The organism is Streptomyces sp. NPDC056527 (genome assembly GCF_042794475.1).
GTDB lineage: Bacteria > Actinomycetota > Actinomycetes > Streptomycetales > Streptomycetaceae > Streptomyces.
In genome coordinates, this window is the sequence record NZ_JBHTTQ010000040.1 from 25,596 (window position 1) to 47,648 (window position 22,053).

The 22,053-nt window shown below is 72.3% G+C and carries 21 protein-coding genes and 1 pseudogene; 13 read left to right on the forward strand and 9 right to left on the reverse strand.

The genetic code is table 11. From position 1 onward, the window contains the following. Positions 1-84: 84 nt before the first annotated feature. Genes ACFQ7Q_RS20220 through ACFQ7Q_RS20230 form a run of 3 tightly spaced genes read right to left on the reverse strand, consistent with a single transcriptional unit; the run spans position 85 to position 4,387 of the window. Positions 85-1,362, reverse strand: coding sequence for a hypothetical protein (locus ACFQ7Q_RS20220; protein WP_383556945.1), 1,278 nt, complete (start codon positions 1,360-1,362; stop codon positions 85-87). Then, positions 1,359-2,321, reverse strand: coding sequence for a hypothetical protein (locus ACFQ7Q_RS20225; protein ID WP_383556947.1), 963 nt, complete (start codon positions 2,319-2,321; stop codon positions 1,359-1,361). Before ACFQ7Q_RS20225 ends, ACFQ7Q_RS20220 begins: the two co-directional genes overlap by 4 nt. Continuing rightward, a complete protein-coding gene (locus tag ACFQ7Q_RS20230) occupies positions 2,318-4,387 on the reverse strand; it encodes a right-handed parallel beta-helix repeat-containing protein (protein ID WP_383556949.1) in 2,070 nt (689 codons plus the stop codon). The genes ACFQ7Q_RS20225 and ACFQ7Q_RS20230 overlap by 4 nt, the downstream gene beginning before the upstream one ends. 142 nt (positions 4,388-4,529) lie before the next feature. On the opposite strand from ACFQ7Q_RS20230, the gene hmgA reads away from it, so the two are divergent. From hmgA to ACFQ7Q_RS20245, 3 genes are all read left to right on the forward strand, one after another. Further along, complete coding sequence (gene hmgA, locus ACFQ7Q_RS20235) at positions 4,530-5,855, forward strand: homogentisate 1,2-dioxygenase (protein WP_383556952.1); 1,326 nt, start codon at positions 4,530-4,532, stop codon at positions 5,853-5,855. Between the two features lie 48 nt (positions 5,856-5,903). Continuing rightward, positions 5,904-6,653, forward strand: coding sequence for a GntR family transcriptional regulator (locus ACFQ7Q_RS20240; RefSeq protein WP_383556955.1), 750 nt, complete (start codon positions 5,904-5,906; stop codon positions 6,651-6,653). A 71-nt stretch (positions 6,654-6,724) separates the two neighbouring features. Then, entirely contained in the window at positions 6,725-7,879 is a 1,155-nt protein-coding gene (locus ACFQ7Q_RS20245; protein ID WP_383557032.1) for a type ISP restriction/modification enzyme, read from the forward strand. On the opposite strand, the gene ACFQ7Q_RS20250 is transcribed toward ACFQ7Q_RS20245, so the two are convergent. Beyond that, on the reverse strand, positions 7,876-8,592 hold the full coding sequence (locus ACFQ7Q_RS20250) for a TetR/AcrR family transcriptional regulator (RefSeq protein ID WP_383556958.1): 717 nt from the start codon (positions 8,590-8,592) through the stop codon (positions 7,876-7,878). The two genes, ACFQ7Q_RS20245 and ACFQ7Q_RS20250, sit on opposite strands and share 4 nt — an antisense overlap. A gap of 62 nt (positions 8,593-8,654) precedes the next feature. On the opposite strand from ACFQ7Q_RS20250, the gene ACFQ7Q_RS20255 reads away from it, so the two are divergent. From ACFQ7Q_RS20255 to ACFQ7Q_RS20265, 3 genes are all read left to right on the forward strand, one after another. Next, complete coding sequence (locus ACFQ7Q_RS20255) at positions 8,655-9,593, forward strand: ATP-binding cassette domain-containing protein (protein WP_383556961.1); 939 nt, start codon at positions 8,655-8,657, stop codon at positions 9,591-9,593. Next, on the forward strand, positions 9,590-10,417 hold the full coding sequence (locus ACFQ7Q_RS20260; protein WP_383556964.1) for an ABC transporter permease: 828 nt from the start codon (positions 9,590-9,592) through the stop codon (positions 10,415-10,417). Before ACFQ7Q_RS20255 ends, ACFQ7Q_RS20260 begins: the two co-directional genes overlap by 4 nt. 70 nt (positions 10,418-10,487) lie before the next feature. Continuing rightward, positions 10,488-11,684, forward strand: a complete 1,197-nt coding sequence (locus ACFQ7Q_RS20265) for a CaiB/BaiF CoA transferase family protein (protein WP_383556967.1) — start codon at positions 10,488-10,490, stop codon at positions 11,682-11,684. Positions 11,685-11,841: 157 nt separating this feature from the next. On the opposite strand, the gene ACFQ7Q_RS20270 is transcribed toward ACFQ7Q_RS20265, so the two are convergent. After that, on the reverse strand, positions 11,842-12,105 hold the full coding sequence (locus ACFQ7Q_RS20270; RefSeq protein WP_383556970.1) for a hypothetical protein: 264 nt from the start codon (positions 12,103-12,105) through the stop codon (positions 11,842-11,844). Positions 12,106-12,439: 334 nt separating this feature from the next. Here ACFQ7Q_RS20270 and ACFQ7Q_RS20275 point away from each other — a divergent pair, with 334 nt between their 5' ends. After that, positions 12,440-14,014: a protein kinase gene (locus ACFQ7Q_RS20275; RefSeq protein ID WP_383556973.1), complete on the forward strand. Its 1,575-nt coding sequence runs from the start codon at positions 12,440-12,442 to the stop codon at positions 14,012-14,014. Here ACFQ7Q_RS20275 and ACFQ7Q_RS20280 read toward each other — a convergent pair. Then, positions 13,998-14,804 (reverse strand): SGNH/GDSL hydrolase family protein, encoded by an 807-nt coding sequence (locus tag ACFQ7Q_RS20280; protein ID WP_383556976.1) that lies wholly within the window; start codon positions 14,802-14,804, stop codon positions 13,998-14,000. The genes ACFQ7Q_RS20275 and ACFQ7Q_RS20280 overlap by 17 nt on opposite strands. 639 nt (positions 14,805-15,443) lie before the next feature. On the opposite strand from ACFQ7Q_RS20280, the gene ACFQ7Q_RS20285 reads away from it, so the two are divergent. The 4 genes from ACFQ7Q_RS20285 (at position 15,444) to ACFQ7Q_RS20300 (ending at position 19,292) form a co-directional block, all read left to right on the forward strand. Then, positions 15,444-16,274, forward strand: a complete 831-nt coding sequence (locus tag ACFQ7Q_RS20285; RefSeq protein ID WP_383556978.1) for a glycosyltransferase family 2 protein — start codon at positions 15,444-15,446, stop codon at positions 16,272-16,274. After that, positions 16,271-17,293: a glycosyltransferase family 2 protein gene (locus ACFQ7Q_RS20290; protein WP_383556980.1), complete on the forward strand. Its 1,023-nt coding sequence runs from the start codon at positions 16,271-16,273 to the stop codon at positions 17,291-17,293. Before ACFQ7Q_RS20285 ends, ACFQ7Q_RS20290 begins: the two co-directional genes overlap by 4 nt. Positions 17,294-17,313: 20 nt before the next feature. After that, positions 17,314-18,087, forward strand: a complete 774-nt coding sequence (locus ACFQ7Q_RS20295) for a polysaccharide deacetylase family protein (protein ID WP_383557035.1) — start codon at positions 17,314-17,316, stop codon at positions 18,085-18,087. A 71-nt stretch (positions 18,088-18,158) separates the two neighbouring features. Continuing rightward, entirely contained in the window at positions 18,159-19,292 is a 1,134-nt protein-coding gene (locus ACFQ7Q_RS20300) for a DUF5925 domain-containing protein (RefSeq protein ID WP_383556982.1), read from the forward strand. A gap of 97 nt (positions 19,293-19,389) precedes the next feature. On the opposite strand, the gene ACFQ7Q_RS20305 is transcribed toward ACFQ7Q_RS20300, so the two are convergent. Beyond that, complete coding sequence (locus ACFQ7Q_RS20305; protein ID WP_383556984.1) at positions 19,390-19,764, reverse strand: GntR family transcriptional regulator; 375 nt, start codon at positions 19,762-19,764, stop codon at positions 19,390-19,392. 73 nt (positions 19,765-19,837) lie between these two features. Here ACFQ7Q_RS20305 and ACFQ7Q_RS20310 point away from each other — a divergent pair, with 73 nt between their 5' ends. Together ACFQ7Q_RS20310 and ACFQ7Q_RS20315 are read left to right on the forward strand one after the other, a co-directional pair. Then, positions 19,838-20,758 carry a GNAT family N-acetyltransferase gene (locus tag ACFQ7Q_RS20310; RefSeq protein ID WP_383556986.1) on the forward strand — a complete coding sequence of 307 codons (921 nt, stop codon included), beginning with the start codon at positions 19,838-19,840 and terminating at the stop codon, positions 20,756-20,758. Beyond that, positions 20,739-21,224, forward strand: a complete 486-nt coding sequence (locus ACFQ7Q_RS20315) for a DUF402 domain-containing protein (protein WP_383556989.1) — start codon at positions 20,739-20,741, stop codon at positions 21,222-21,224. The genes ACFQ7Q_RS20310 and ACFQ7Q_RS20315 overlap by 20 nt, the downstream gene beginning before the upstream one ends. Here the strand turns inward: ACFQ7Q_RS20315 and ACFQ7Q_RS20320 are convergent. Then, on the reverse strand, positions 21,211-21,624 hold the full coding sequence (locus ACFQ7Q_RS20320; RefSeq protein WP_383556991.1) for a DUF6299 family protein: 414 nt from the start codon (positions 21,622-21,624) through the stop codon (positions 21,211-21,213). The two genes, ACFQ7Q_RS20315 and ACFQ7Q_RS20320, sit on opposite strands and share 14 nt — an antisense overlap. 76 nt (positions 21,625-21,700) lie before the next feature. Continuing rightward, positions 21,701-21,961, reverse strand: a pseudogene (locus ACFQ7Q_RS20325) (GNAT family N-acetyltransferase); the annotation flags it as partial. Between the last annotated feature and the right edge of the window lie 92 nt (positions 21,962-22,053).

A 22,053-nucleotide genomic window follows, 5' to 3' on the forward strand; every position in this document is an offset into this window, starting at 1 on the left:
CGCGGGTCGGAGACTGCGCGGGAGGTGCTTGCGCGGGTCGGAGGCCGCGCCGATGGCGCCTGCCTGGGTGGTGTCTGCGCCGGCTCAGGCGATGAGCAGGCCGATTCCGCCGAGGGTGTACGCGATCATCAGCGCGAACAGGGGGAGTTGGCCCGCCACCGCCCGGGCGGGCGGGAAGAGGCGCACGGAGCGGTCGTGGGCGGCGACGACGCCGAGGACGTGACCGGTGACGATCGCGGCGACCTGGAGGGCGGCGAGGCCGCCGGGGCTCAGGGGTGGGGCGGGCGCGGAGGCGTTGTCAGTGCCCGCTGCCATCATGACTGTACGTGGCGCTTCGGTGACGAAGAGTGTGAAGTAGTGGGCGACGAGATAGCCGAGGGCGATCGGCAGGAGGGAGTGGGCGAAGGAGGTGAGGGGGTGGGTGAGCGTGCGGGTCATCAGGCGCAGGGTGCCGGCGCAGAGGGCGTAGAGGACGGCGACGAGGGCGACGGCGGCGAGCAGACCGAGGGTGGCGGTGAGGGTCGGGCCGAGGGCGGAGGTCTGGAGGGTGGTGATCCAGCGGGGGTTGTCGGAGACGCCGTCGTAGGCGGTGGATCCGAGGAGGACGCAGACGGTGGCGACGAGGCCGGGGGTCTGCGGCGTGGAGTCGAGGCCGTCGAAGGGTGAGCGCAGCACGAGTCGGCCGTCGGCGCGGCGGCCGAGCGGGGAGAGCCGGGCGAGGAGGGAGGAGTAGACCTCGAAGGGGTCGGCGTGGGCGAACCAGTCGGGGCCGTGGCGGGCGGCGCCGAGGAGCCCGGTGACCGTGAGGACGGCGAGGAAGGTCAGCAGGGTGGTGGTGGACGCGGGGTCGGGGGCGGCGAGTTCGAGCCAGGCGAAGAGGAGGAGTCCCGCGGCGGCCGGGCGGATGCCGAGACCGGTGGGCACGGGGCGGGGGGCTCGGGGCGCGGGGAGCAGGGCGTGCAGGGTGCGCAGGGGGTTGAGGAGGCGCCAGACGGGGCCGAGGAGGAGGGAGGCGGGGACGAGCCCGACCCACAGCAGGACGTAGACGGCGCCGGGGGCCGGGTTGCGGTCGGGATCGTCGGGCCCGAGGAGGAGATGGAGCAGGACGGCGAGGCCGGCGGCCGCGCCGATGAGGCGGAGCGCGGTGCGGGTGGCCGGGGCGTCGGCGAGGCGCTGGAGGGCGGCGGGGAGGGGGCGGCCCGCCCGGTCGCCGCGGAAGCGGGAGGAGGACCAGAGCAGACCGAGGGCGAGGAAGGAGACGAAGAGCGCGGCGAACGCGCCGGCGTAGGCGTAGAAGGGCGAGAGGGGGAGGTCGTGCCGGGAGCCGACTCCGTGGGCGAGGAGGTGCGCGGGAGCCGTCACCGGACGGCGAGTTGGGTCAGGAGGAGTCCGGACTCGTGGGTCTCGACCTCGAAGAGTCCGGTGCGGTCGGCGGTCAGGGTGAGGGAGGCGGGCCTGCCGGGGGCAAGGGGCAGTTCGCGGTCGTAGCCGTGGACGTGGAGGGTGTCGGCGCGGTCGCTGGTGACGCGAAGGGTGACGCGCTCGCCCTTTTTCAGCTCGACGCGGGAGGGGGGCGGTTGTACGGAGGTTCCGGTGACGGTGATCTCGACGGTCCGGTCGGGGGCGGTGGCGGTCGGTGTCCCGGCCGCCGGGGCGCCGGCGGTGGGCGCGGCGCCGGCCAGGGGGACGGTGACCTCGATCGGTTTGCCCGCGACGGCCCAGACGGTGTGGTCGTCCGCGTGGAGGCGGACGGTCACGGTGCGCGCGCCGGGCGGGATGTGGCGCCAGGGGCCGTAGGCGCGGCCGGCCTCCTTCCCGTCGACGAGGAGCCGGGCGTGTCCGCGGCCCGGGATCGCGGCGCCGCCGACGCTCTCGGGGGTGAAGCGGAACCTCTCCACGGTCAGGTGGATGTTCCAGCCGCCCTCGGTGTCGGGCCGCGACTCGGCCCGTACGACGGGGGCGCCGGCTGCGGGCACCTCCCGCAGCCGGTGCCCGGCCTCGTCCTTCGCCGCGAGCAGCGTGCCGCTGCCCGCTGTCGCCTCCTCGTGGCTCGTACCGGGCTTGTGGTGGGTGGTGGCCCGACCGCCACACCCGGCGGCGCCCAGAACGACGGCGAGGACGACCCCGGCAAGGACGACGCCCCGCCCGATCCCCCCGCCCGCGCCGGGCAGGGCACCCCCTCCCCCGCCGCTCCCACCCCGGCCGGCCCCACCCCCGCCCGCGCCGGGCAGGGCACCCCGGTCGGACCCTCCCCCGCCCGTCGTGTCCGGGGTGGGTGGGTGGGTCGGCGCGGGAGTGCCGGTTGTCGGCTCGGCGCTCATGCCCGGCCTCCAGCGGTCTCGGCGGGTTCGTCCTGCGTTGCCGGTGGGGCGACCCTGGCCGGTGGGGTGCGGCGGCCGGCCGCCACCACCGCCCACAGCACCCACACCACCGCGAGCAGCCCGCGCAGCCAGGCCGGGCTCAGGGGGATCCACGGGATCATCAGGACGGCCTTGTCGAAGGCGTCGAGGAGCGTGAGGGCGCCCAGGGCGAGGGTGGTCCAGGCGAAGGCGGGACGGGACGGCCGCAGGGCCAGGCCGAGCGCCGTCCACCAGGCGCCGATCAGGAGCAGCGCCAGGGCGGGAACGGGCCCCGAGGACAGGCCGAGGGTCGAACCGGCCACGTCCAGCGCCAGGCCCGCGAGGCCCACCAGGGTCGCCGCGCCCGCGAACCGGCTGCCGCGGAGCCTGCGCCACCACAGGACGCCGCCGACCAGGGCGAGGACGACCGCGACCGCGAGGGCGAGCTGGGTCTCGACGCGCTGGATGCCCCGCGCCCCGTACCAGTCGCAGCCGGCCGGCAGCCGCCGCGCCTGGACGTTGTAGTCGGCGCAGACGAGGAGGTGGGCCAGCTTGGCCGGTTCGCCGACGAGCCGGTCGGTGTCCCCCGAGACGTCGCCCCGCCGCGCCCCGCACTCGGGCAGGGAGCCCGGGCTGGAAGCCCCGGCGTCGGCCTGCCAGCAGTTGCCGCCGCCCTGGCCGTCCCACCACACGTCCGCCCGGTTGGGGCGGGCCGCGCCGGAGCGGTCGACGCCCAGATGGTTGCCGGCGTAGCGGTTGTGGTGGGAGGTGTCGGTCTGCTTGCCCCAGGCGGACTCGCCGCGGATGAAGGCGGGGACGGCGCTCAGGAAGAAGGCGGCGCGCTGGTGCCCGTACACCCAGTTGTTCTCGTACAGGTTCCAGTTGCCGCCCGCCGTGATGATGCCGGTGCCGGGCGGCATGGAGATCTGCGGGCAGACGACGCCCTGTTCGTAGCCGCGCTCGACGGGCGGCTTGGCGCAGGTGCCGTCGGCGACGTGGCGGTAGTAGTTCTGGTTGTTGTCGTGGATCAGGTTCCGCTCGAAGCGGGCGTGGTTCTGCGGGAGTCCGGGGTGACCGGGGAAGGCGGAGTCCATCGACGCGCCGCCCATGTTGTGGTCGAACTCGTTGTCGTGGACGTAGACCGAGTCCCCCGCCGTGCCCGAGTAGCCGACCATGTTGTGGTGGCTGCGACAGCCGGTGATCTCGATGGAGTAGCGCGGGACGTCGTAGCCCCGGCCGTCGTTGATGTCGGAGGCCGAGCCGGGGTAGATACCGGAGTCCCCGTTGCCGTACGACTCGCAGTTCTTGTACAGGCCGTGGTCGGAGGCGAAGGTCAGGAAGCCGTACTCGTCGTTCCACCGGGTCAGCACGTCGTCGATGACGAAGCCGTCGCCGGCGAGCACGTACAGCGAGTTGAAGGTGGTGCGCTGGGCGGTGAAGTTGCGGAAGTAGATCCCGTCTGACTCGTCGGCCCGTATCGCGTTGAGCTTGGTGTACTTGGCGTCGATGACGACGTCGAGGCGCGAGGCGCCGGTGCCCTCGATCTGGAGGTTCCTCTTGCCGAGGATCGCGACCAGGTTCTGGTTGTGGGGGCACTGCTTCTGCTGTTCGTACGACAGGATCTGGTAGCCGAGCGCGGAGTTCGGCGCCTTGAGCGCGGCGCAGGCGCCGGTCGGCGCGGGCTGCGAGGGCTCCTCCTCGTACAGGCCGGGCAGGACGGCGATGGTCATGCCCGGCCGGTCGACGGCGTCGACGGCGTGTTGGAGATGGCGGTAGCCGGTCCGCGTACAGCGTTCGAACAGGGCCAGGTTCCGGGTCTTCACCTCGGCCGGGAAGCCGGATACGCGACGGGTGAAGTCGGCCCGGTCGGTCTTGCAGACGAGCAGATCGGGTTCCCCGGTGCGCAGCGTCGGCACACTGCCCGAGCCGTCGGGGAAGGTGACGGGCCGCTCCTCGTGTGCCTGGGCCACGGGAGCGGTGACAAGGGCGGCGGCGAGCGCCGCGAGAACGACCGAGAGCGCGACAAGGAGCCTACGGGTCCACGACATGCGCGTGAGAGTAGAGCAATGTTCATCTTTTGGAACCCCTTCTGCACGCATCACGTCGAACCGTGACCCGTTGACGCGAGCGGTCGCGGAATCCTACGGTCATCCATAGGATTCCTTTGCGGGCTCAGAACAGGAGCGGGCGATGACCACGGAACAGCCGACGGAGCAGGCCGGAAAAGTGGCCGAGGCGCTGGACTACAGCACCGGCTTCGGCAACGAGCACAGCTCGGAGGCGGTGCCCGGCGCGCTGCCGCACGGCCGCAACTCGCCGCAGCGCGCTCCCCTCGGGCTGTACGCCGAGCAGCTCAGCGGCAGCGCCTTCACCGAGCCCCGCGCGCACAACCGCCGCTCGTGGCTCTACCGCATCCGGCCGTCGGCCGCGCACCCGCCGTTCGCGCGGATCGACAACGGCGCGTTGCGTTCGGCGCCCTTCACCGAGACGGTCGCCGACCCCAACCGGCTGCGCTGGAACCCGCTGCCCGACCCTGCGCCGGGCACGGACTGGCTCGCCGGCCTGTGGACGCTCGGCGGCAACGGCGACGCCACCCAGCGCGCCGGCATGGCCGTGCACCTCTACCACGCGAACGCCTCCATGGACCGGGTCTTCAGCGACGCCGACGGCGAGCTGCTGATCGTCCCCGAGCGCGGCGGACTGCTGCTCCGCACCGAGCTGGGCCTGCTCGCCGCCCGCCCCGGCGAGGTCGCGCTGATCCCGCGCGGCGTCCGCTTCCGCGTCGAGCTCCTGGACGAGAGCGCCCGCGGATACGTCTGCGAGAACTACGGGGCGCCCTTCCAGCTCCCCGACCTCGGCCCGATCGGCGCCAACGGCCTCGCCAACGCCCGCGACTTCCGCGCGCCCGTCGCCGCCTACGAGGACGTCGAGGGCCCGGTCGAGGTCGTCAACAAGTACTGCGGAAACCTCTGGTCGGCGACGTACGGCCACTCCCCGCTCGATGTCGTCGCCTGGCACGGCAACCACACCCCGTACGTCTACGACCTGCACCGTTTCAACGTCATCGGGACGATCTCGTACGACCACCCGGACCCGTCGATCTTCACGGTCCTCACCTCGCCCTCCGACACCCCGGGCCTCGCGGGTGTCGACTTCGTGGTCTTCGCGCCGCGCTGGCTGGTCGGCGAGGACACCTTCCGCCCGCCGTACTTCCACCGCAACGTGATGAGCGAGTACATGGGCCTGATCGAGGGCGCCTACGACGCCAAGGCGGAGGGCTTCGTCCCCGGCGGCGGCTCGCTGCACAACATGATGTCCGCGCACGGTCCGGACCGGGAGACCTTCGACAAGGCCAGCGCGGCGGAGCTGAAGCCGCAGCGGATCGACGACGGCCTGGCCTTCATGTTCGAGACCCGCTGGCCCGTCACCGCCACCGGCCAGGCCGCGAACGCCGACCATCTGCAGAAGGGGTACGACGACGTGTGGCAGGGTCTGGAGCGCCACTTCCGGCCGTAGAGTCTCGTAGCCGTCGAGTCTCGTCGTAGTCGTCGTACGGAGAACGCCGTGACCGCCTTCGCTCCCGACTCGCTGGTCCTGAACCGCAAGCTGCCGCTGTGGTATCAGGTCTCGCAGTCGTTGCGCGCCTCCATACTGGGCCGCACGCCCGACGCCTCGCTGCGGCTGCCCACCGAGGAGCAGCTCGCCGCGCACTACGGCGTGAGCGTGCTGACCATGCGCCAGGCCCTCAAGGAGCTGGAGGAGGAGGGCCTGATCAGCAGGCACCGGCGGCGCGGCACCTTCATCGAACCGGGCGCCCGGCGCTCCAGCCCGCGCCGGCTGCTCGGCTCGATCGACGCGATCGTGGCCCAGCAGTCCGGCGAGCGGACCACCGTCCTCGGTCACGGTGCCGAGCCGGTGCCGGGCGAGCTGGCCGAGTACTTCCCCGATGTGACGGAGGTCGTCGCGTACCGGCGGCTGCGGCGCGACGGGGAGACCGGCGAGCCGACCAACTGGGCGCAGAACGCGGTACGGCCGGAGATCGCGGCCGGTCTCGACCCGGCCGATCTGGAGCGCTGGCCGATGACGAAGGTGCTGCGGGACGTGATGGGGGTCCGGATCAGCCGGATCACGGACACCGTCGAGGCCCGTCTCGCCGACCCGGAGACGGCCGCGCTCCTCGAAGTGCCGCTGCTCTCCCCGATCCTCCACTACACCGGCGTGACCTACGACGACGACGGCCGGGTGGTCGACGTGGCCCGGATCCGCTACCGGGGCGACCGCTTCTCGTTCACCGTGACGGTGGAGGCGCACTGAGCCCGCTCGCTAGCATCCGGGGCGTGACCGAAGACGTACCGCTGGACGACGCGCCCCTCCTGGACGAGCTGATGCCGTGGTCCGTCGCGCCGTTGCGGCTCGGCCGTTCCTGGATCGTGGCGCCCGACGTCCGTACGCTGCGGGCGCGCTGGGACCGTCTCGTCGGGACGGAGGGGACCGAGCGCGAGGAGCTGTTCCGTCCCAGCCGGGCGCGTACGCCGTCGAGTTCGGTGGCCGCTCTGCCCGGGCAGCGGACCGGCACCGTCCGGTTCGTCCGCGAGTCGGGGCCGTGCCCGGAGCCGGTACGGCTGGTCCACGGCCCGTTCGACGAGCAGTGGCTGCTCCCCGATCACCGGCTCATCGACACCGCCCGCCCGGAGCTGTGGCGGGTCGCCGACGACCGCCAGCTGTTCGCGGTGGAGCAGGGGTATGTGCCGGGGGCGGCGGGCCCCGCGCTGCTGGTGACCTCGGCGCTGCCCGACGGCCGCTCCCCGGCGGGGCGGCCGGGGCGGATCCGGCCGCTCTTCCGTCGCCCCGGGGGCGAGGAGCCGAACCTCGCGCCCGGTCTGCTCCCGCTGCTGAGCGAACGGTACGGGCGGCCGGTCGACCCGCAGTCCGTACTGGCCTGGGCCCTTGCGGCCGCCCGTCCCTCCCCCGCCGGCTGTCGCGTCCCGCTCCCGGCGGACCCGGACGTCTGGGCCACGGGTGTGGCGCTGGGCCGACGGCTCACCGACATCCAGTTGCGGGGCGGCCGTGGCGGCGAGCGGCCCCGGCTGCCCGGTGGCCGCCGGCCCTATGTGCGGGCGCCGATCCCCGCCCGGCCGACCGTGCTCGCGTACGAGCCGGAGGAGGAGACGCTGACCCTCGACGACGGCAGGATCTCCCCCGTCCCGGCCGAGGCGTGGGAGTTCCGTGTCGGCGGCGTACGGATGCTCGAACAGTGGTTCTCGCACCGGACCGTGCCCGCCGAGCCCGGCGGCCTGGAGGCGATCGGCCCGGCGGTCTGGCCGCAGGAGTGGACCTCGGAGCTGCTGGAGCTGATCACCGTCCTCGCCCTGCTCTCCCAGCGGGAGGCGGAGCGGGAGGCGCTCACGCGCGGCGCGCCGCTGACCCGGGACGAGCTGCGGGAGGCCGGCGTGCTGCCGGTACCGGACGCGGCCCGCCGCCCCGCGTCCGTACTGGATCACCAGGAGGAGGGTCCGGAGGGTCAGTTCGCGCTGCTCTAGCCCGCGACGAAGGAGTCCAGGACCCGCCCCAGGGTCCGGTCGAAGATCTCGTCGGGATCGAGGGGTCCGACCCCGGACGCACCGAACACCGCGGCCAGTCGGGGGTAGGCGCCGCCCGCGAGCCGCTCCCACAGATAGGCCCCGCGCACCGCCTGTTCCTGCTCCTCGGACCAGGGCAGTCCGCGGGCCCGCTCGGCGATGGCGAGTTCGTTGGCGACGATCGTCATCACGGTGCCGTTGACCGTCGCGATCAGCTCCATCTTGGTGCCACCGGGCAGGTCGAGACCGTCCAGGCAGGCCAGACACCCTTCGAGGAAGCGCAGCGCGTTGGGGCCGTAGGCGTACCCGGTCGTCATCAGCCTGATCACCCACGGGTGACGGCGCAGGATACCCCGGGCCTCGCGGGCCACCTGGAGCATGTCCGCGCGCCAGTCACCGCTCGGAGGGTCGGGGAGGTCGTACTCGCCGCTGACGGCGTCGACCATCAGCTCGTACAGATCCTCCTTGCGCGGCACGTAGTTGTAGAGCGACATCGTGCCGCAGCCGATGTCGGCCGCGATCCGGCGCATCGAGAGCGCGTCGATCCCGTCCGCGTCGGCGATGCGGACCGCGGCGGCCACGATGTCGGCCCTGCTGTACGCCGGTTTCGGGCCACGGCCCGTGCGCTCGGGGCGCGCCCAGATCACTTCCGGTTCGGCCGCTCGGCCCGCCATTGATCATCACCTCCCCATCATCGTAGTTACGTACAGCGTACGTAGTGGGGTATGGTCGAGCCATGACTACTACGTACGCTGTACTTAGTGAGGGTCTGAGGAAGCGCTACGGCGACGTCCACGCGTTGCGCGGGCTCGATCTCGCCGTCCCCGAGGGCACGGTCTGCGGTGTTCTCGGCCCCAATGGCGCGGGCAAGACGACCGCCGTCCGGGTCCTGACGACGCTGGTCGCCCCGGACGCGGGCAGCGCCCGGGTCGCCGGGCACGACGTGGTGCGCGACCCGGCGGGGGTGCGGAGGCGGATCGCCGTCACCGGCCAGCACACCTCGGTCGACGGCGACCTCTCCGGCGCCGAGAACCTGCGGCTCTTTGCCAGGCTGCTGCGCGCCCCGCGCACCCGCGCCGACGAGCTCCTGGAGCAGTTCGGCCTGACGGAGGCGGCCGGCCGGCCCGCCCGGACGTACTCGGGCGGGATGCGCCGCCGGCTGGATCTCGCGGCGAGCCTGCTCGTCCCGCCGCGCGTCCTCTTCCTCGACGAGCCGACGACCGGGCTCGACCCGCACAGCCGGAACGGGATCTGGGACGCCGTACGGGGGTTGGCGTCGCAGGGCACGACCGTGCTGTTGACCACGCAGTACCTGGAGGAGGCGGATCAGCTCGCCGACGACATCGTGCTGATCGACGAGGGCCGGGCCGCTCACCGCGGCACCCCGGCCGAACTCAAGGCGATGATCGGCAGTCGGGCGGAGGTCGTCGTCGCCGATCCGGCGCTGCTCGACGCCGCGGCCGCCGTCCTGGACCGGCTGACCGGCTCCGCCCCCGCGCTGGACGCCGAGCGGCGCACGGTCGGCGCCGTGACCACGGACGGCACGCTCACCCTCCCCCGGATCGTCCGCGAGATCGACGCGGCCGGGGTCCACATCGTCGACGCCTCCCTGCGTCCGCCCACCCTGGACGAGGTGTTCCTGCGCCTCACCGACCGAAAGGAACTCGCGGCATGAGCGCGCTGGTCCACCACGAGAAGGAAGGTGCGCGCGAAGCGCTCACCATAGGGGCGGCGGTGGGAGACGGGTGGGCGGTACTCGGCCGCCATCTGCGGAAGGTCCGCCGGGCCCCGGCGATCGCCGTCATGACGCAGACGATGCCGATCGTCTTCCTGCTCTTCTTCGGGTACGTCTTCGGCAGCGCGCTCGCGATGCCCGGCACCGAGTACCGGGCGTACCTGGTGCCCGGACTGCTCGTCGCGACGGCGGCGGGCGGGCTCATGACGGGGATGTTCCAGGCCGCCCAGGACTCCCACCGGGGCGTGACGGACCGCTTCCGGACCATGCCGATGAGCCGGACCGCCGTTCCGCTGGGGCAGGCGCTCGCCGACCTGGTGACGAGCGCGGTCGGCATGGTCCCGATGATCCTGGTCGGGCTCGCCATGGGCTGGCGGATCGAGGGCACGGCCCTGGAGGCGCTGGGCGCCTTCGGCCTCCTGCTGCTCTTCCGCTTCGCGACGACCTGGGTGGGCATCCTGCTGGGCCTCGCCTCGCGGAGCGAGGAGGCGGCCGGCCAGTTGGGCAGCGCCACGTTCATGCTGCCGCTGCTCTCGAACGCCTACATCCCGACGGAGAACATGGCCGGCTGGCTCCGGACGGTCGCCGAGTGGAACCCGATCTCGGCGGTGACGACGGCCGTACGGGAGCTGTTCGGCAACGCGACCGTACCGGCGGACGCCGCCTGGCCGGTGGCGCACCCGGTGGCCGGGGCGCTCCTCTGGTCGCTGGGGCTGATCGCGGTCTTCGCCCCGCCGGCGGTGCGGCGCTACGCCCGCGGCTGACGCCGCCCGAGGACGACGGTGACGAGGGCGACGGTGACAAGGCGCCGCCCGCAGGGTAGGCAGGGCTGTCATGAGCACTCAGCCACTCCCCCTGGAGGGGATCACGGTCGTGGCGGTCGAACAGGCCGTCGCCGCCCCCTTCGCCACCCGCCAGCTCGCGGACCTGGGCGCCCGCGTCGTCAAGATCGAGCGTCCGGACGGCGGGGACTTCGCCCGGGGCTACGACACGGCGGCACGGGGCCTGGCCTCGCACTTCGTGTGGTGCAACCGCGGCAAGGAGTCGGTGGCCGTCGACCTCAAGGACGCCCGGGGTCTCGACCTGGTCCGTCGCCTGGTGGCCGGCGCCGACGTCTTCGTACAGAACCTGGCGCAGGGCGCGGCGGCCCGGCTCGGCCTGGACGCGGCCACGCTCTGCGCCGCGCATCCGCGGCTGATCGCTGTGGACGTCTCGGGGTACGGGCCGGGCGGGCCGTACGCGCACAAGCGGGCCTACGACATGCTCGTGCAGTGCGAGGCGGGGCTGGTCTCGGTGACCGGCACCGAGGAACAGCCGGTCAAGTCGGGGATTCCGGCGGCCGACATCGCGGCGGGGATGTACGCCTGCACAGGCGTCCTCGCGGCGCTGGTGCGACGGGGGACGACCGGGCGGGGCGGCCCCGTGGAGGTGTCCCTGCTCGACTCGCTGGCCGAGTGGATGGGGCATCCGCTGCACCACGGGATGCACGGGGGCACGGCACCGGCGCGCACAGGTCTGGCGCACGCCGTCATCGCGCCCTACGACGCCTATCCCACGGCCGACGGGAGCCTGGTCCTGCTGTCGGTCCAGAACGACCGTGAGTGGCGTCGGCTGGCCGAACAGGTCCTGGAGCGGCCGGATCTGGCGGACGATCCGGCCTTCGCCACGAACACGGCCCGGGTGGCCGGCCGGGCGAAGACGGACGCGGTGGTGGCCGACGCGCTGGCGCCGCTGACGGCCGCGGAGGCGCTGGCACGGCTGGACGCGGCGGGGGTCGCGTGTGCGCGGCTGAACACGGTCGCGGATCTGGCGGAGCATCCGCAGCTGGCGGCGCGGGACCGGTGGCGGTTCATGGACTCGGCGGCCGGGCCGCTGCGGACCCTGCTGCCGCCGGTCACGTTCCCGGACGGACCCGAAGCCCGGATGGGGCGCATCCCGGCGTTGGGGGAGGACACGGATGCGGTACTCGGTGAGCTCGGGGTGGGGCCGGCGGAGCTGGAGGCGCTACGAGGGGACGGTGTCGTGGCGTGACGGGGCCGCGGGGGTGAGCGGGGTGCGGCAGCCGACGTCTTCGGGGGTGTGCCCACCTGCCCCCGGGGCTTCTCCCCCGGAGCTTCGCCCGGGAGGTACCCCCAGGGGGATCCCAGCCCTGCGGATCAGGTGCCCACGACCCCGGAGGAACGCCGGCTCAGCCGCGGCTGCCGAAGAGGGAGCGCCGCAGGCGGCGCAGAGGGGCGAAGAGCGAGACGCGCGCGCTCTTGCTGCGACGGCTGTGCGAGACGTCACGCGACGTCAGCTCCAGCATCAGCAGCGTCGCCTCGGCCGCGTCGCGCTGTGGCACGACGGGACCGCCGAGCACCGCGAGATGGCGGTCGAGTCGCGAACTGGTCGCGCTGCTCCCGCATGTGATGGCAGGCACTCGCGGCCTGCTGCGCATTGCTATCTGTTCCATGTCACTCCCCACCCTAACGAGGGCACCCAGCCCGGGCAGGTTAACCCTATCGCCCCGCTGTGACACTCGTGTATCCCGGCGGCAGGATTCACCGCACTCGTACGGGGGTTGACGGTTACTGTCCGAATCCATCTGATTCCAGGGCGAGTTGGACAGCACTCGAACACCTGCCGAACCGTCACGAACCATCCTGCACGCAAGCTCGCCGATCTCCGTCTTCTGACGGTGTGTGATCTCCACCACCAAGATCACCCGAGGCTCGCGGCGCGGTGTTCGAAGTGGCCGGGGCGGGGGCAGGAATGTTCCACCGGTGGACGACGGACGGGGACACGCCATGACCGTGATCGCGGGGCGGTACCGACTGCTCGACGTCCTGGGCCAGGGGGGCATGGGCACCGTATGGCGGGCCAGGGACGAGGTCCTGGCCCGCGACGTCGCCGTCAAGGAGGTCCGCGCCCCGGCCGGGCTCGCCGGGGACGACGAGCGGCGGCTCTACGCCCGCCTGGAGCGGGAGGCGTGGGCGGCCGCCCGGATCTCGCACCGGAACGTGGTGACGGTGTACGACGTGGCCACCGAGGACGGCCGGCCCTGGATCGTCATGGAGCTGATCCGCGGGCTGACGCTCTCCGACGTCCTCGACGCGGAGGGCCCCGTGTCCCCGCAGCGCGCCGCGAGCATCGGCGCCGACGTACTGGCCGCGCTGCGCGCCGCGCACGAGGCAGGGGTGCTGCACCGGGACGTGAAGCCGGGCAATGTGCTGCTCGCCAACGACGGACGGGTCGTCCTCACCGACTTCGGCATCGCGGCGGTGGAGGGGACCTCCAATCTCACGATGACCGGCGAGCTGGTCGGGTCGCCCGAATTCCTCGCACCGGAAAGGGCGTTGGGCCGAACTCCCGGACCCTCGTCGGACCTGTGGTCGCTCGGAGTGCTCCTGTACGCGGCGGTGGAGGGCGCCTCGCCCTTCCGTCAGGACACCCCGCTGAGCACCCTGCGGGCCGTGGTGGACGAGGAGCTGCCGCCGCCGCGCAGAGCCGGCCCGCTGACCCCCGTGATCGAGGGGCTGCTCCGCAAAGATCCGCAGGAGCGGCTCCAAGCGGCCGAGGCGGAGAGCGAGTTGAGGCTGGTGGCCGCGGGCGGCGCGCCGCGCCCGGGGCCGCCGCGGTCCGCGCCGGTGCCCTCGGAGCCGTACGACCACGCCGGTCCGACGGAGCCGGCCGGGTCGACTCCGCCCATGCCCCTTCCGTACCACCAGCCCCCCGGGCCCACCGGCGAGGCGCCCCAGGACCGCCCGAGCCGGGCCGGCACCGTGCTCGCGATCGGGGTGGCCCTTCTGCTGCTGGCCGTGGGCGGACTGACGTACGCGCTGTTGCGGAACCAGAACGGCGACAAGGATCCGGGGGGCACGGCGACCAGCAGCGCCCCGGTCACGACGTCACCGGCGACTCCCTCGCCCACCAGGACCACGGCCACCCCGAGCAGCCCGCCCACGACGCAGACCACCCCGCCGCCGGCGCAGACGGTCCTGGTGCACGTGCGGGCCCTGCGCGACAGCTACAGCGGTGCCTGTCCGCCGCCGGAGGCCTCGGCCCCCGCCTTCGCCGGAGTGATCACCGTGGGGCGTACGCCGGTCTCGGTGGAGTACCGCTGGGTGACGGAGAGCGGCGAGAGCCCGGCGACGGACTGGCGGACGCTGGAGTTCGCCGCGGACGGCCCGCGGGAGAAGGGGGTCGAGCACACCGAACTGACGTACCGGGCGGACGAGACCCGCCGCGACCGCATCCGGCTGGAGGTGCGCGCCCCGGTCGAGAAGCGCTCGAACTGGGTGGCCTTCTCGGTGACCTGTGAGCAGGCGACCCCGACGGACGGGGTCACCTCCCCGAGCGGGTCAGCTACGCCACAGCCCTGAAGCTGGGCAGGTAGCCGCCGGACTGTCCGGCGGCGGTCGGGTGGTACGACTCCCCGATGTTGAGCCAGTTGACGCTGTGCAGCCATGCCGAGCCGGAGCAGATCTCGTGCCCGGTGAACGACGGAACGACGCTGGCGAAGGTGTAGCCGTGGTCGGCCGCGCGCTTGGCGGTGGCCGCGTTGAGATAGTCGGCCGCGTCATTGATGGCGCGGCGCTCGTTCTCGCTCAGCCCGGCGACGCAGCTGCCGCCGAGCTTGTAGAAGCGCGGGTAGCCGAGGACGACGACCCGGGCGTTCGGAGCCTTGGACGCGATGGCCGAATACACCGCGTCGAGCTTCCCGGGCAGGGTGGTGTCGACGTAGCCCTTGGCCTGATTCACACGGTTGATGCAGGTCGATTCCGACTGGAGGACGCAGGTGGTCATGACGTCCGCGAAGCCGGCGTCGTTACCGCCGATCGTGATCGAGACCAGGTCGGTGGCGGTGGAGAGGGGTCCGAGCTGCCCGCTCGTGACATCACCCGTTCGGGCGCCCGAACAAGCCGTGAAGGCGAACGACGAGGGTGCGTTCGCGTTCTTCCAGAGGACGGGGAAGGCCTTGGTGGAGCGCTTGCAGTCGCCGCTGGCGCTGTCGTAGCTCCCGGCGCCCACACCGGAGGAGTACGAGTCACCCAGCGCCACGTAGTCGAGCGCTGCGGTTTCGGCGGCCTGCGCGGCTCCCGCCCCGGTCAGGGCGAGGACGGCGCCGAGCATGAGTGAGGACGAGAAAGCCGCGAATCGGGACAGTTTCATGGAACCTCCCTGTAGCAGGATCTCTGCGTTACTTGGTAGTAGCAGCGGATCCGGCGCGCTGGAAGTGTCCATGCCAAGAATCCTTGGCGAGAAGTTGCCGACCCTCCGTCAGGGACCGTCGAAATCAAGCCAGCTGATGGATCATGCGGAGCCGGCGACCGCGAGCGCTCGAACGCGCCCCGAAAAGAATTCGCACGGCATTACTCAGAAGTTTCATCCAACCCCAATGACACCATTGGGCAAACGGATTGTGAAAATCCGATCGGGACGGTTCCGTATCTGACCGCAGAAGGCTCTCCAATTAGCAGAAACGGGAGTCGCCGATCCAGGACTTGCCATACAGTCGCATTCATCAATACCGTCGTACATCTCACCCGCATCGGTCCATCGGCAAAGCGGCTCAGGGGAGGGCTCTAGCGTCGCGATGGTCCCGGAGCGGGGCGCGGTAGGGGGGTGCTGTGCTCGGCGTGCACAAGCGTGTCGCCGAGTCGCGTGCCGCGCGGCTTGAGATGCCAACTCACCCATGCCATACGGCGATTGTTGCCGTGCGGACGGGGTGAGGACCCCCCTTTCGAACCGGACAGACCACCGGACAGCCCGGGGGCGGGCGGTCCACCGGACGAGAGGGAAACACCAGCCATGAGCTCATTCCTGCGCCCGGCCGTCACCGGCCATGATTCCGCGGACCAGACTCTGATAGCCGCTCAATACAAGGCGATCACTTCGCATTTGGCGATCACACCGCCGGTGAGTGTCGTCATCCCCGCGATGAACGAAGCGGAAAATCTTCCGTACGTCTTCAAGACGCTTCCGGACTGGATCCACGAAGTCGTTCTCGTCGACGGGAACTCCACCGACGACACCGTCCGGGTCGCCCGTGAACTGTGGCCCGACGTCAAGGTCGTCAAGCAGGTCGGCAAGGGCAAGGGGGACGCCCTCATCAGCGGATTCGCCGCCTGCACCGGCGACATCATCGTCATGGTGGACGCGGACGGCTCGGCCGACGGCCAGGAGATCGTCTCCTACGTCTCCGCCCTGGTCGGCGGCGCCGACTTCGCCAAGGGATCCCGCTTCGCCAACGGCGGCGGCACGGACGACATGACGCCGGTCCGCCGGCTCGGCAACTGGGCGCTGTGCGCCCTGGTCAACCGGAAGTTCGGCGCCCGCTACACCGATCTCTGCTACGGGTACAACGCCTTCTGGCACCGCTGCCTCGACGAGATCACCCTGGACTGCACCGGCTTCGAGATCGAGACCCTCATCAACATCCGGGTCGTCAAGGCCGGTCTGAAGGTCCAGGAGGTGCCGAGCCACGAGTACCTGCGCATCCACGGCGTCAGCAACCTCAACGCCGTCCGCGACGGGATCCGGGTCCTCAAGGTCATCCTCAAGGAGAAGGGTGTGAGACGTGCGGCGCGCCGCCGGCCCACCGCCTTCTCCGTCAACGTTCCGCGAGGAGAGGCGTCTTGAGCGACCGTCGGTTCTCGGTCGTGATCTGCGTCTACACGGAGGAGCGCTGGGAGGACATCCTCGCGGCGGTCGACTCCGTACGGGCGCAGTCGCATCCGGCACTGGAGATCCTGCTCGTGGTCGACCACAACGAGCGACTCCTCGCCCGGCTGGCCGAGGAGTTCAAGGACGAGTCGGTACGCGAGGAGGTGCGGGTGCTCGCCAACGCGGGCCCCCGCGGCCTCTCCTCCGGCCGCAACACCGGAATCGCCGCGTCCCGCGGCGATTTCGTGGCCTTCCTCGACGATGACGCCGTGGCCGAGCGGGACTGGCTGCGGTACTTCGCCGCGGGGTACGACGACCCGGACGTGATGGCCGTCGGCGGCCGGACCCTCCCCGCCTGGGCGTCGGGAAAGCGGCCGGCCTGGTTCCCCGAGGAGTTCGACTGGGTCGTCGGCTGTACGTACCGGGGCCTGCCACCCGGGCTGGTCCGGGTGCGCAACGTGCTGGGGGGCAACGCCTCCTTCCGGCGTACGGCCTTCGACGTCGCCGGCGGCTTCGCCACCGGCATCGGGCGGGACGGCGACAAGCGGCCGCTCGGCTGCGAGGAGACGGAGCTGTGCATCCGGCTCTCCCAGGCGCTCCCCGACGCGGTGCTGCTGATCGACGACCGGTCCGTCATCCACCACAAGGTCCCGGCCGCCCGCGAGCGTTTCGGCTACTTCCGCAGCCGGACGTACGCCGAGGGCATCTCCAAGGCACTGGTGTCCAGGAGCGTCGGAGCGAACGAGGGACTGGAGGCCGAACGGCGTTACACCACCAGGGTGTTGCCCGCGGGCGTCGTGCGCGGACTGCGCGACGCCGTGCTCCGCCGCCCCGGCGGCGCGGGCCGGGCGGGCGCGATCGTAGCGGGTGTGGTGGTGGCGGCCGGCGGGTTCGTACAGGGCGCGCTGCGGGTACGCCGGGGCGGGGCGACGTTCTCCTCGGGCCCGATCCCGGCCTGGTCCGACTCGGCGTCCGCCCCGGAGGTGGCCGCGTGACCGAGCCCGTACCGATCCTGATGTACCACGCGGTGGACCACCGGCCCGCCCCCGCGACGCACCGGCTGTCCGTCTCGCCCGAGGCGTTCGCCGAGCAGATGGCGATGGTGGCCGACCGCGGTCTCACCCCGCTCACCACCGCCGAACTGGCCACGGCCTGGCGCACGGGCGGGACCCTGCCCGCGCGCCCGGTCCTGATCACCTTCGACGACGGTTACGAGGGGGTGTACCGGCACGCCCTGCCGGTACTGGCCAAGCACGGCTTCGCCTCGACGCTCTTCGTCTCCACGGGCTGGCTGCGCGGCGCGTACGACGAGGGCGGGGCCCCAGACACGATGCTCGACTGGGACCAGGTCCGTGAACTGGCCGCCGCCGGCACGGAGATCGGTGGGCACACTCACACGCATCCACAGCTCGACCAGGTCGACGACCGACGGCTCTGGTACGAGACCCTGCGGTGCAAGGAGATCGTCCGCGAGGAGCTGGGCAGGGCGCCGGTGTCCTTCGCCTACCCGTACGGATACTCCAACCGGCGTGTCCGGCGGACCGTCCGGGCGGCCGGTTACGCCCAGGCGCTCGCGGTCGGCAACGCGACGGCGAGGCGCCGCCAGGGACCGTACGCCCTGGAGAGGGTGACCGTACGGCGGTCCACCGGCATCGAGGAGTTCGAACGGCTGGTGGAGGGCCGGGCGATCGGGCGCGCCTTCGCCGCGGACCGGGTGCTGACCAAGGGGTACGCGGTGGTGCGCCGGGCGCGGGGGGCCCTGCGGGCGGCCGGTCGGCACGCGGTCTGACTCCGAGGGGTCGCGGCGGCCGTCATCGCCGCGACCCGCGGGATCGTCCCGTTCAAAACACCGTGCACGGAATGCCCGATTGCCGGATCATGGCCGTCATGTCTGCCACCATGCCGCCGTCAGAGCCGCAGCAAGCACTGCCGATGCGGCTCACCGTCGACGACAGCGACTCACCCGCCGACGTCGTCGACGCGCTGTTCCTCGGCCGCTTCGCGACCGGCGAGCAGCCGCACTCCCACAGCACCACCCTGGACCGGGTGAAGCCCACCGCGACGCTCCTGCCGGCCGGGGCGAAGGTGCTGCGGGCCGCGAAGGACGACGACCGCAGCGCCCTGCTCGCCGAGGGCGAGGGCTGGACCCTGCTGGTCTCCCGCTGGAACCGGGGTGCGGACGTCACCGTCACGGCCACCGGGGCGGAGCTGGCGGAGAAGGTCCTCAAGGAGGCGACGGACGGGGCGAAGGACGAGCCCGAGCCGCAGCCCGAGAACGTGACGATGGGCTTCTGGTACGTGTCGCCGCGGCGCGGCCCACACCGTACGACCCGTCAGATCAGCGCGGGGACCTGGGAGGAGATCCGGCCCAACTACACCGCGCCGGTCGCCGACCAGATGGACCGGCTGATGAAGGTCACCCCGGACGACATCGCCGGTCGGCTGCTGCTCCTCCACGGGCCGCCCGGAACGGGCAAGACGTCCGCGCTGCGCACGCTCGCCCGGTCGTGGCGGGACTGGTGCCAGGTGGACTGCGTCCTGGACCCGGAGCGGCTCTTCAACGACGTCGGATATCTGATGGACATCGCGATCGGCGAGGACGAGGGCACGGCGAAGGGGCGGTGGCGGCTGCTGCTCCTTGAGGACTGCGACGAGCTGATCCGCGGCGAGGCGAAGCACACGGCGGGCCAGGCGCTGTCCCGGCTCCTGAACCTGACGGACGGGCTGCTCGGCCAGGGCCGCAACGTCCTCGTCGGCGTCACGACCAACGAGGACCTGGAGCGGCTGCACCCGGCGGTCGTCCGCCCGGGACGGTGCCTGGCGCGGATCGAGGTGGGCGCTTTGACGCGCCGCGAGGCGGTGGCGTGGCTGGGCACGGAGGAGGGGGTTCCCCACGACGGTGCGACGCTGGCGGAGCTGTACGCCCTGCGCCGTGGCACGTCGGCCCCCGGGCTCCCGGAGCCCCGGATCCCGGATGCGGGGATGTACCTGTAGCGGGCCCCGTCGTGGGCCGTCGCCCTGCCCGGCTCCCCCGGGAGGAAGCCCCGAGGGAGGACGGGTGGACGCGCCCCTCCCCCGGGGCCCGGCGGAGTCAGCTTCCGTACACCGCCCGCAACGCGTCCGTCACCGCCGAGGCCGCCGACTCGCGGGACAGGCCCAGCCGCCTCGCCTCCGCCGCGTACGTCGCCGCCGCGCTCGCCGCCAGGCGCTCGGCCGCGTCGCCCGCCGCCGCGACGAACGTGCCGTTGCGGCCGCGCGTCTCGATGACCCCGTCCGCCTCGAGCGACTTGTACGCCTTGGCGACCGTGTTCGCCGCGAGGCCCAGCTCCTCCGCCAGGCCGCGTACCGTCGGCAGCTTGTAGCCGACCGGCAGGGCGCCGGAGCGGGCGCGCTCGGCGATCTGGGCGCGCAGCTGTTCGTAGGGGGCGGTCGACGAGTCCGTGTCCACGGTGATTCGCAATGTCACGGGCCGATTCTGCCCCCGCCCCCGGGTAAATGGGGAGGCGGCCGCGCCACTTCGGCCCGTACCGTGCGACACCATGACTGTGATCGTCCGTGACGTACGACCCGAGGACGCCGAGGGCTTCGCCCGCGTCCGGCGCGCCGCCATCCCGTTCATGCTGGCCAACGCCGCCCAGGTGGCCTTCGACTGGGCCCACTCCCATCCCGACGCACACGCGCGTCCGCTGGTCGCCGAGGTCGACGGGGAGATCGTCGGCACCTCCCAGCTCCGTATCGCGCACGACGCTCCCGAGGCCGGTGTCGGCTCGGTCAACGTCTACGTCCATCCTGAGAAGCGGGGGCTCGGCGCCGGCACACTGCTGGTGCGGGCCTCCGAGGAGCACCTCGCGCGGCACGGCGCGACCACGCTCTACAGCTGGGTGCTCGACGAGCCGGCGTTCCGCGCCTTCGCCGAGCGGCACGGGTACGCGGCCCGCCGTTCCGCGCACTTCCTCCGCCTCGACCTCACCTCCGCCGACCTGCCGCCGCTCCAGGAGCCGCCGGCCGGTGTCGAACTGCGTTCCGCGGCCGAGTTCGCCGCCGATCCCCGTCCGCTGTTCGTGCTCGACGCGCTGACCACGGCCGACGAGCCCGGTGATGTCGGCGCCGAGCTGACGGACTACGAGCACTGGCTGGCGACCACCTGGAACCATCCGCTGTTCGACCCCGAGCTGACGACCGTCGCGGTCGTCGACGGCCGTCCCGCCGCCTTCACCGCCGCCCAGACCGACGGCCAGGGGCGGTACAACACAGGGATGACCGGCACCGACCCGGCCTTCCGTGGGCGCGGTCTGGCCAAGCTCGCCAAGAACCATTCCCTGCACCGGGCAAGGGCGGCCGGCTGCACGGAGGCGTTCACCGGGAACGACGCCGGCAACGAGCCGATGCTGGCGATCAACAAGTGGTTCGGCTACGAGATCTGTGCGACGGAGGTACGTCATGTCCGCACCATCGGTTGAGGTCGTGCTCGTGAAGGCGGGGCGCACGAAGATCCGCTACCCCGCCGAGGTCCTCGCCGACGACGGCACCCGGCTGTCGGTCCGGGCTCCGTGGGCGGCCGAGGGGGTACGGGACTTCGGCTTCGTACGGTTCGAGCCGGGCGATGTGTTCGTGGAGCACTACTGGCGCGACCGCTGGTACGCGGTGAAGGAGGTCCGTTCCGCCGACGGGACGCTCAAGGGCTGGTACTGCGATGTCACCCGGCCGGCCGTGATCGACGGCGCCGAGGTCGTGGTCGAGGACCTGGACCTGGACTTGTGGGTGTCGGCGGACGGCAGCGAGGTGCTGCGGCTCGACGAGGACGAGTTCGAGGCCAGTGGCCTCGCCGCCTCGGACCCGGAGGCGGCGGACTGCGCCGTCGCGGCTCTCGACGAGCTCGAGGACCGTGGCAGGGACGGCCTCGTCGTCCTGCTCAGCGCAGGGTGACGTCCGACTCCTGCGTGGCGAGGAACCCGGGCAGCGGAAGGCCGAGCGAACCGCCGGCGTTGAGCCGCATCAGGGTCGCCCGCACCCGGGCGGAGCCGGCGCGGTAGGCCGGCTCCTTCACGACGGCCGTGTTGGACCAGGTGCGCTCCAGGCCGTCGCAGACGGCCCGGGTGCCGCCGATCCCGGCGGACCGCTCCCCCTGAACGAGCGTGCTGCTGACGAAGACCGGGCCCGCGCTGTCGTCGACGCAGCGGTAGGTGCCGGAGACGGTGACCGTGCCGTCGGCGGCGACGGTTCCCCGGCCGTCGACGGAGAGCTCGTCGCCGGGGCCGGCGTGGGCGACGGACGCGCAGGCGGCGACCAGCAGGGTGCCGACGGCGAGGGCGAGGCGGAGTCGCATCGGGGGATGTCCCTTCGGGGTGGGGGGTGGTATCGCCCGCCAGGGATACCGGATCAAGCCCTCTGCTGTCCGAAACTCACCCTATCGGGGGCGAGTTGAGGCGCTTGCGGTAATGAATACGGTCGTACGGGCCGTCCAGCCGCCGTTCGACGACCTCGTAGCCGTGCCCCTCGTAGATCTTCTGGTTCTCCCACATCATCGCGTTGGTGAGCAGCCGTACCTCGGGGAGACCGAGTTCACGGGCGCGGGACTCCACGAAGGCCAGCAGGCGGTGGCCGAGGCCGGTGCCCTGGGCGTCGGGGTGGACGGCGATGTTGTCGAGATAGAGGTGGTGGGGCCCCGGGCCCCGGGACACCAAGCCCTCCCCCCGGGGGCCCGCGACCTAAAACCCACCCCCCCCCGCCACCCCCCCCGGGTGCCCCACCAAAA

Bases quoted from the DNA above. Each gene is read 5' to 3' on its own strand.
- ACFQ7Q_RS20300 (WP_383556982.1), top strand. From the start codon at position 18,159: ATGCCCGATTGCCGGATCATGGCCGTCATGTCTGCCACCATGCCGCCG.
- ACFQ7Q_RS20260 (WP_383556964.1), top strand. From the start codon at position 9,590: ATGAGCGCGCTGGTCCACCACGAGAAGGAAGGTGCGCGCGAAGCGCTC.
- ACFQ7Q_RS20285 (WP_383556978.1), top strand. From the start codon at position 15,444: ATGAGCTCATTCCTGCGCCCGGCCGTCACCGGCCATGATTCCGCGGAC.
- ACFQ7Q_RS20275 (WP_383556973.1), top strand. From the start codon at position 12,440: ATGACCGTGATCGCGGGGCGGTACCGACTGCTCGACGTCCTGGGCCAG.
- ACFQ7Q_RS20250 (WP_383556958.1), bottom strand. From the start codon at position 8,592: ATGGCGGGCCGAGCGGCCGAACCGGAAGTGATCTGGGCGCGCCCCGAG.
- ACFQ7Q_RS20320 (WP_383556991.1), bottom strand. From the start codon at position 21,624: ATGCGACTCCGCCTCGCCCTCGCCGTCGGCACCCTGCTGGTCGCCGCC.
- ACFQ7Q_RS20295 (WP_383557035.1), top strand. From the start codon at position 17,314: ATGTACCACGCGGTGGACCACCGGCCCGCCCCCGCGACGCACCGGCTG.
- ACFQ7Q_RS20255 (WP_383556961.1), top strand. From the start codon at position 8,655: ATGACTACTACGTACGCTGTACTTAGTGAGGGTCTGAGGAAGCGCTAC.
- ACFQ7Q_RS20225 (WP_383556947.1), bottom strand. From the start codon at position 2,321: ATGAGCGCCGAGCCGACAACCGGCACTCCCGCGCCGACCCACCCACCC.
- ACFQ7Q_RS20270 (WP_383556970.1), bottom strand. From the start codon at position 12,105: ATGGAACAGATAGCAATGCGCAGCAGGCCGCGAGTGCCTGCCATCACA.
- ACFQ7Q_RS20315 (WP_383556989.1), top strand. From the start codon at position 20,739: ATGTCCGCACCATCGGTTGAGGTCGTGCTCGTGAAGGCGGGGCGCACG.
- ACFQ7Q_RS20230 (WP_383556949.1), bottom strand. From the start codon at position 4,387: ATGTCGTGGACCCGTAGGCTCCTTGTCGCGCTCTCGGTCGTTCTCGCG.
- hmgA (WP_383556952.1), top strand. From the start codon at position 4,530: ATGACCACGGAACAGCCGACGGAGCAGGCCGGAAAAGTGGCCGAGGCG.
- ACFQ7Q_RS20280 (WP_383556976.1), bottom strand. From the start codon at position 14,804: ATGAAACTGTCCCGATTCGCGGCTTTCTCGTCCTCACTCATGCTCGGC.
- ACFQ7Q_RS20265 (WP_383556967.1), top strand. From the start codon at position 10,488: ATGAGCACTCAGCCACTCCCCCTGGAGGGGATCACGGTCGTGGCGGTC.
- ACFQ7Q_RS20245 (WP_383557032.1), top strand. From the start codon at position 6,725: ATGCCGTGGTCCGTCGCGCCGTTGCGGCTCGGCCGTTCCTGGATCGTG.
- ACFQ7Q_RS20310 (WP_383556986.1), top strand. From the start codon at position 19,838: ATGACTGTGATCGTCCGTGACGTACGACCCGAGGACGCCGAGGGCTTC.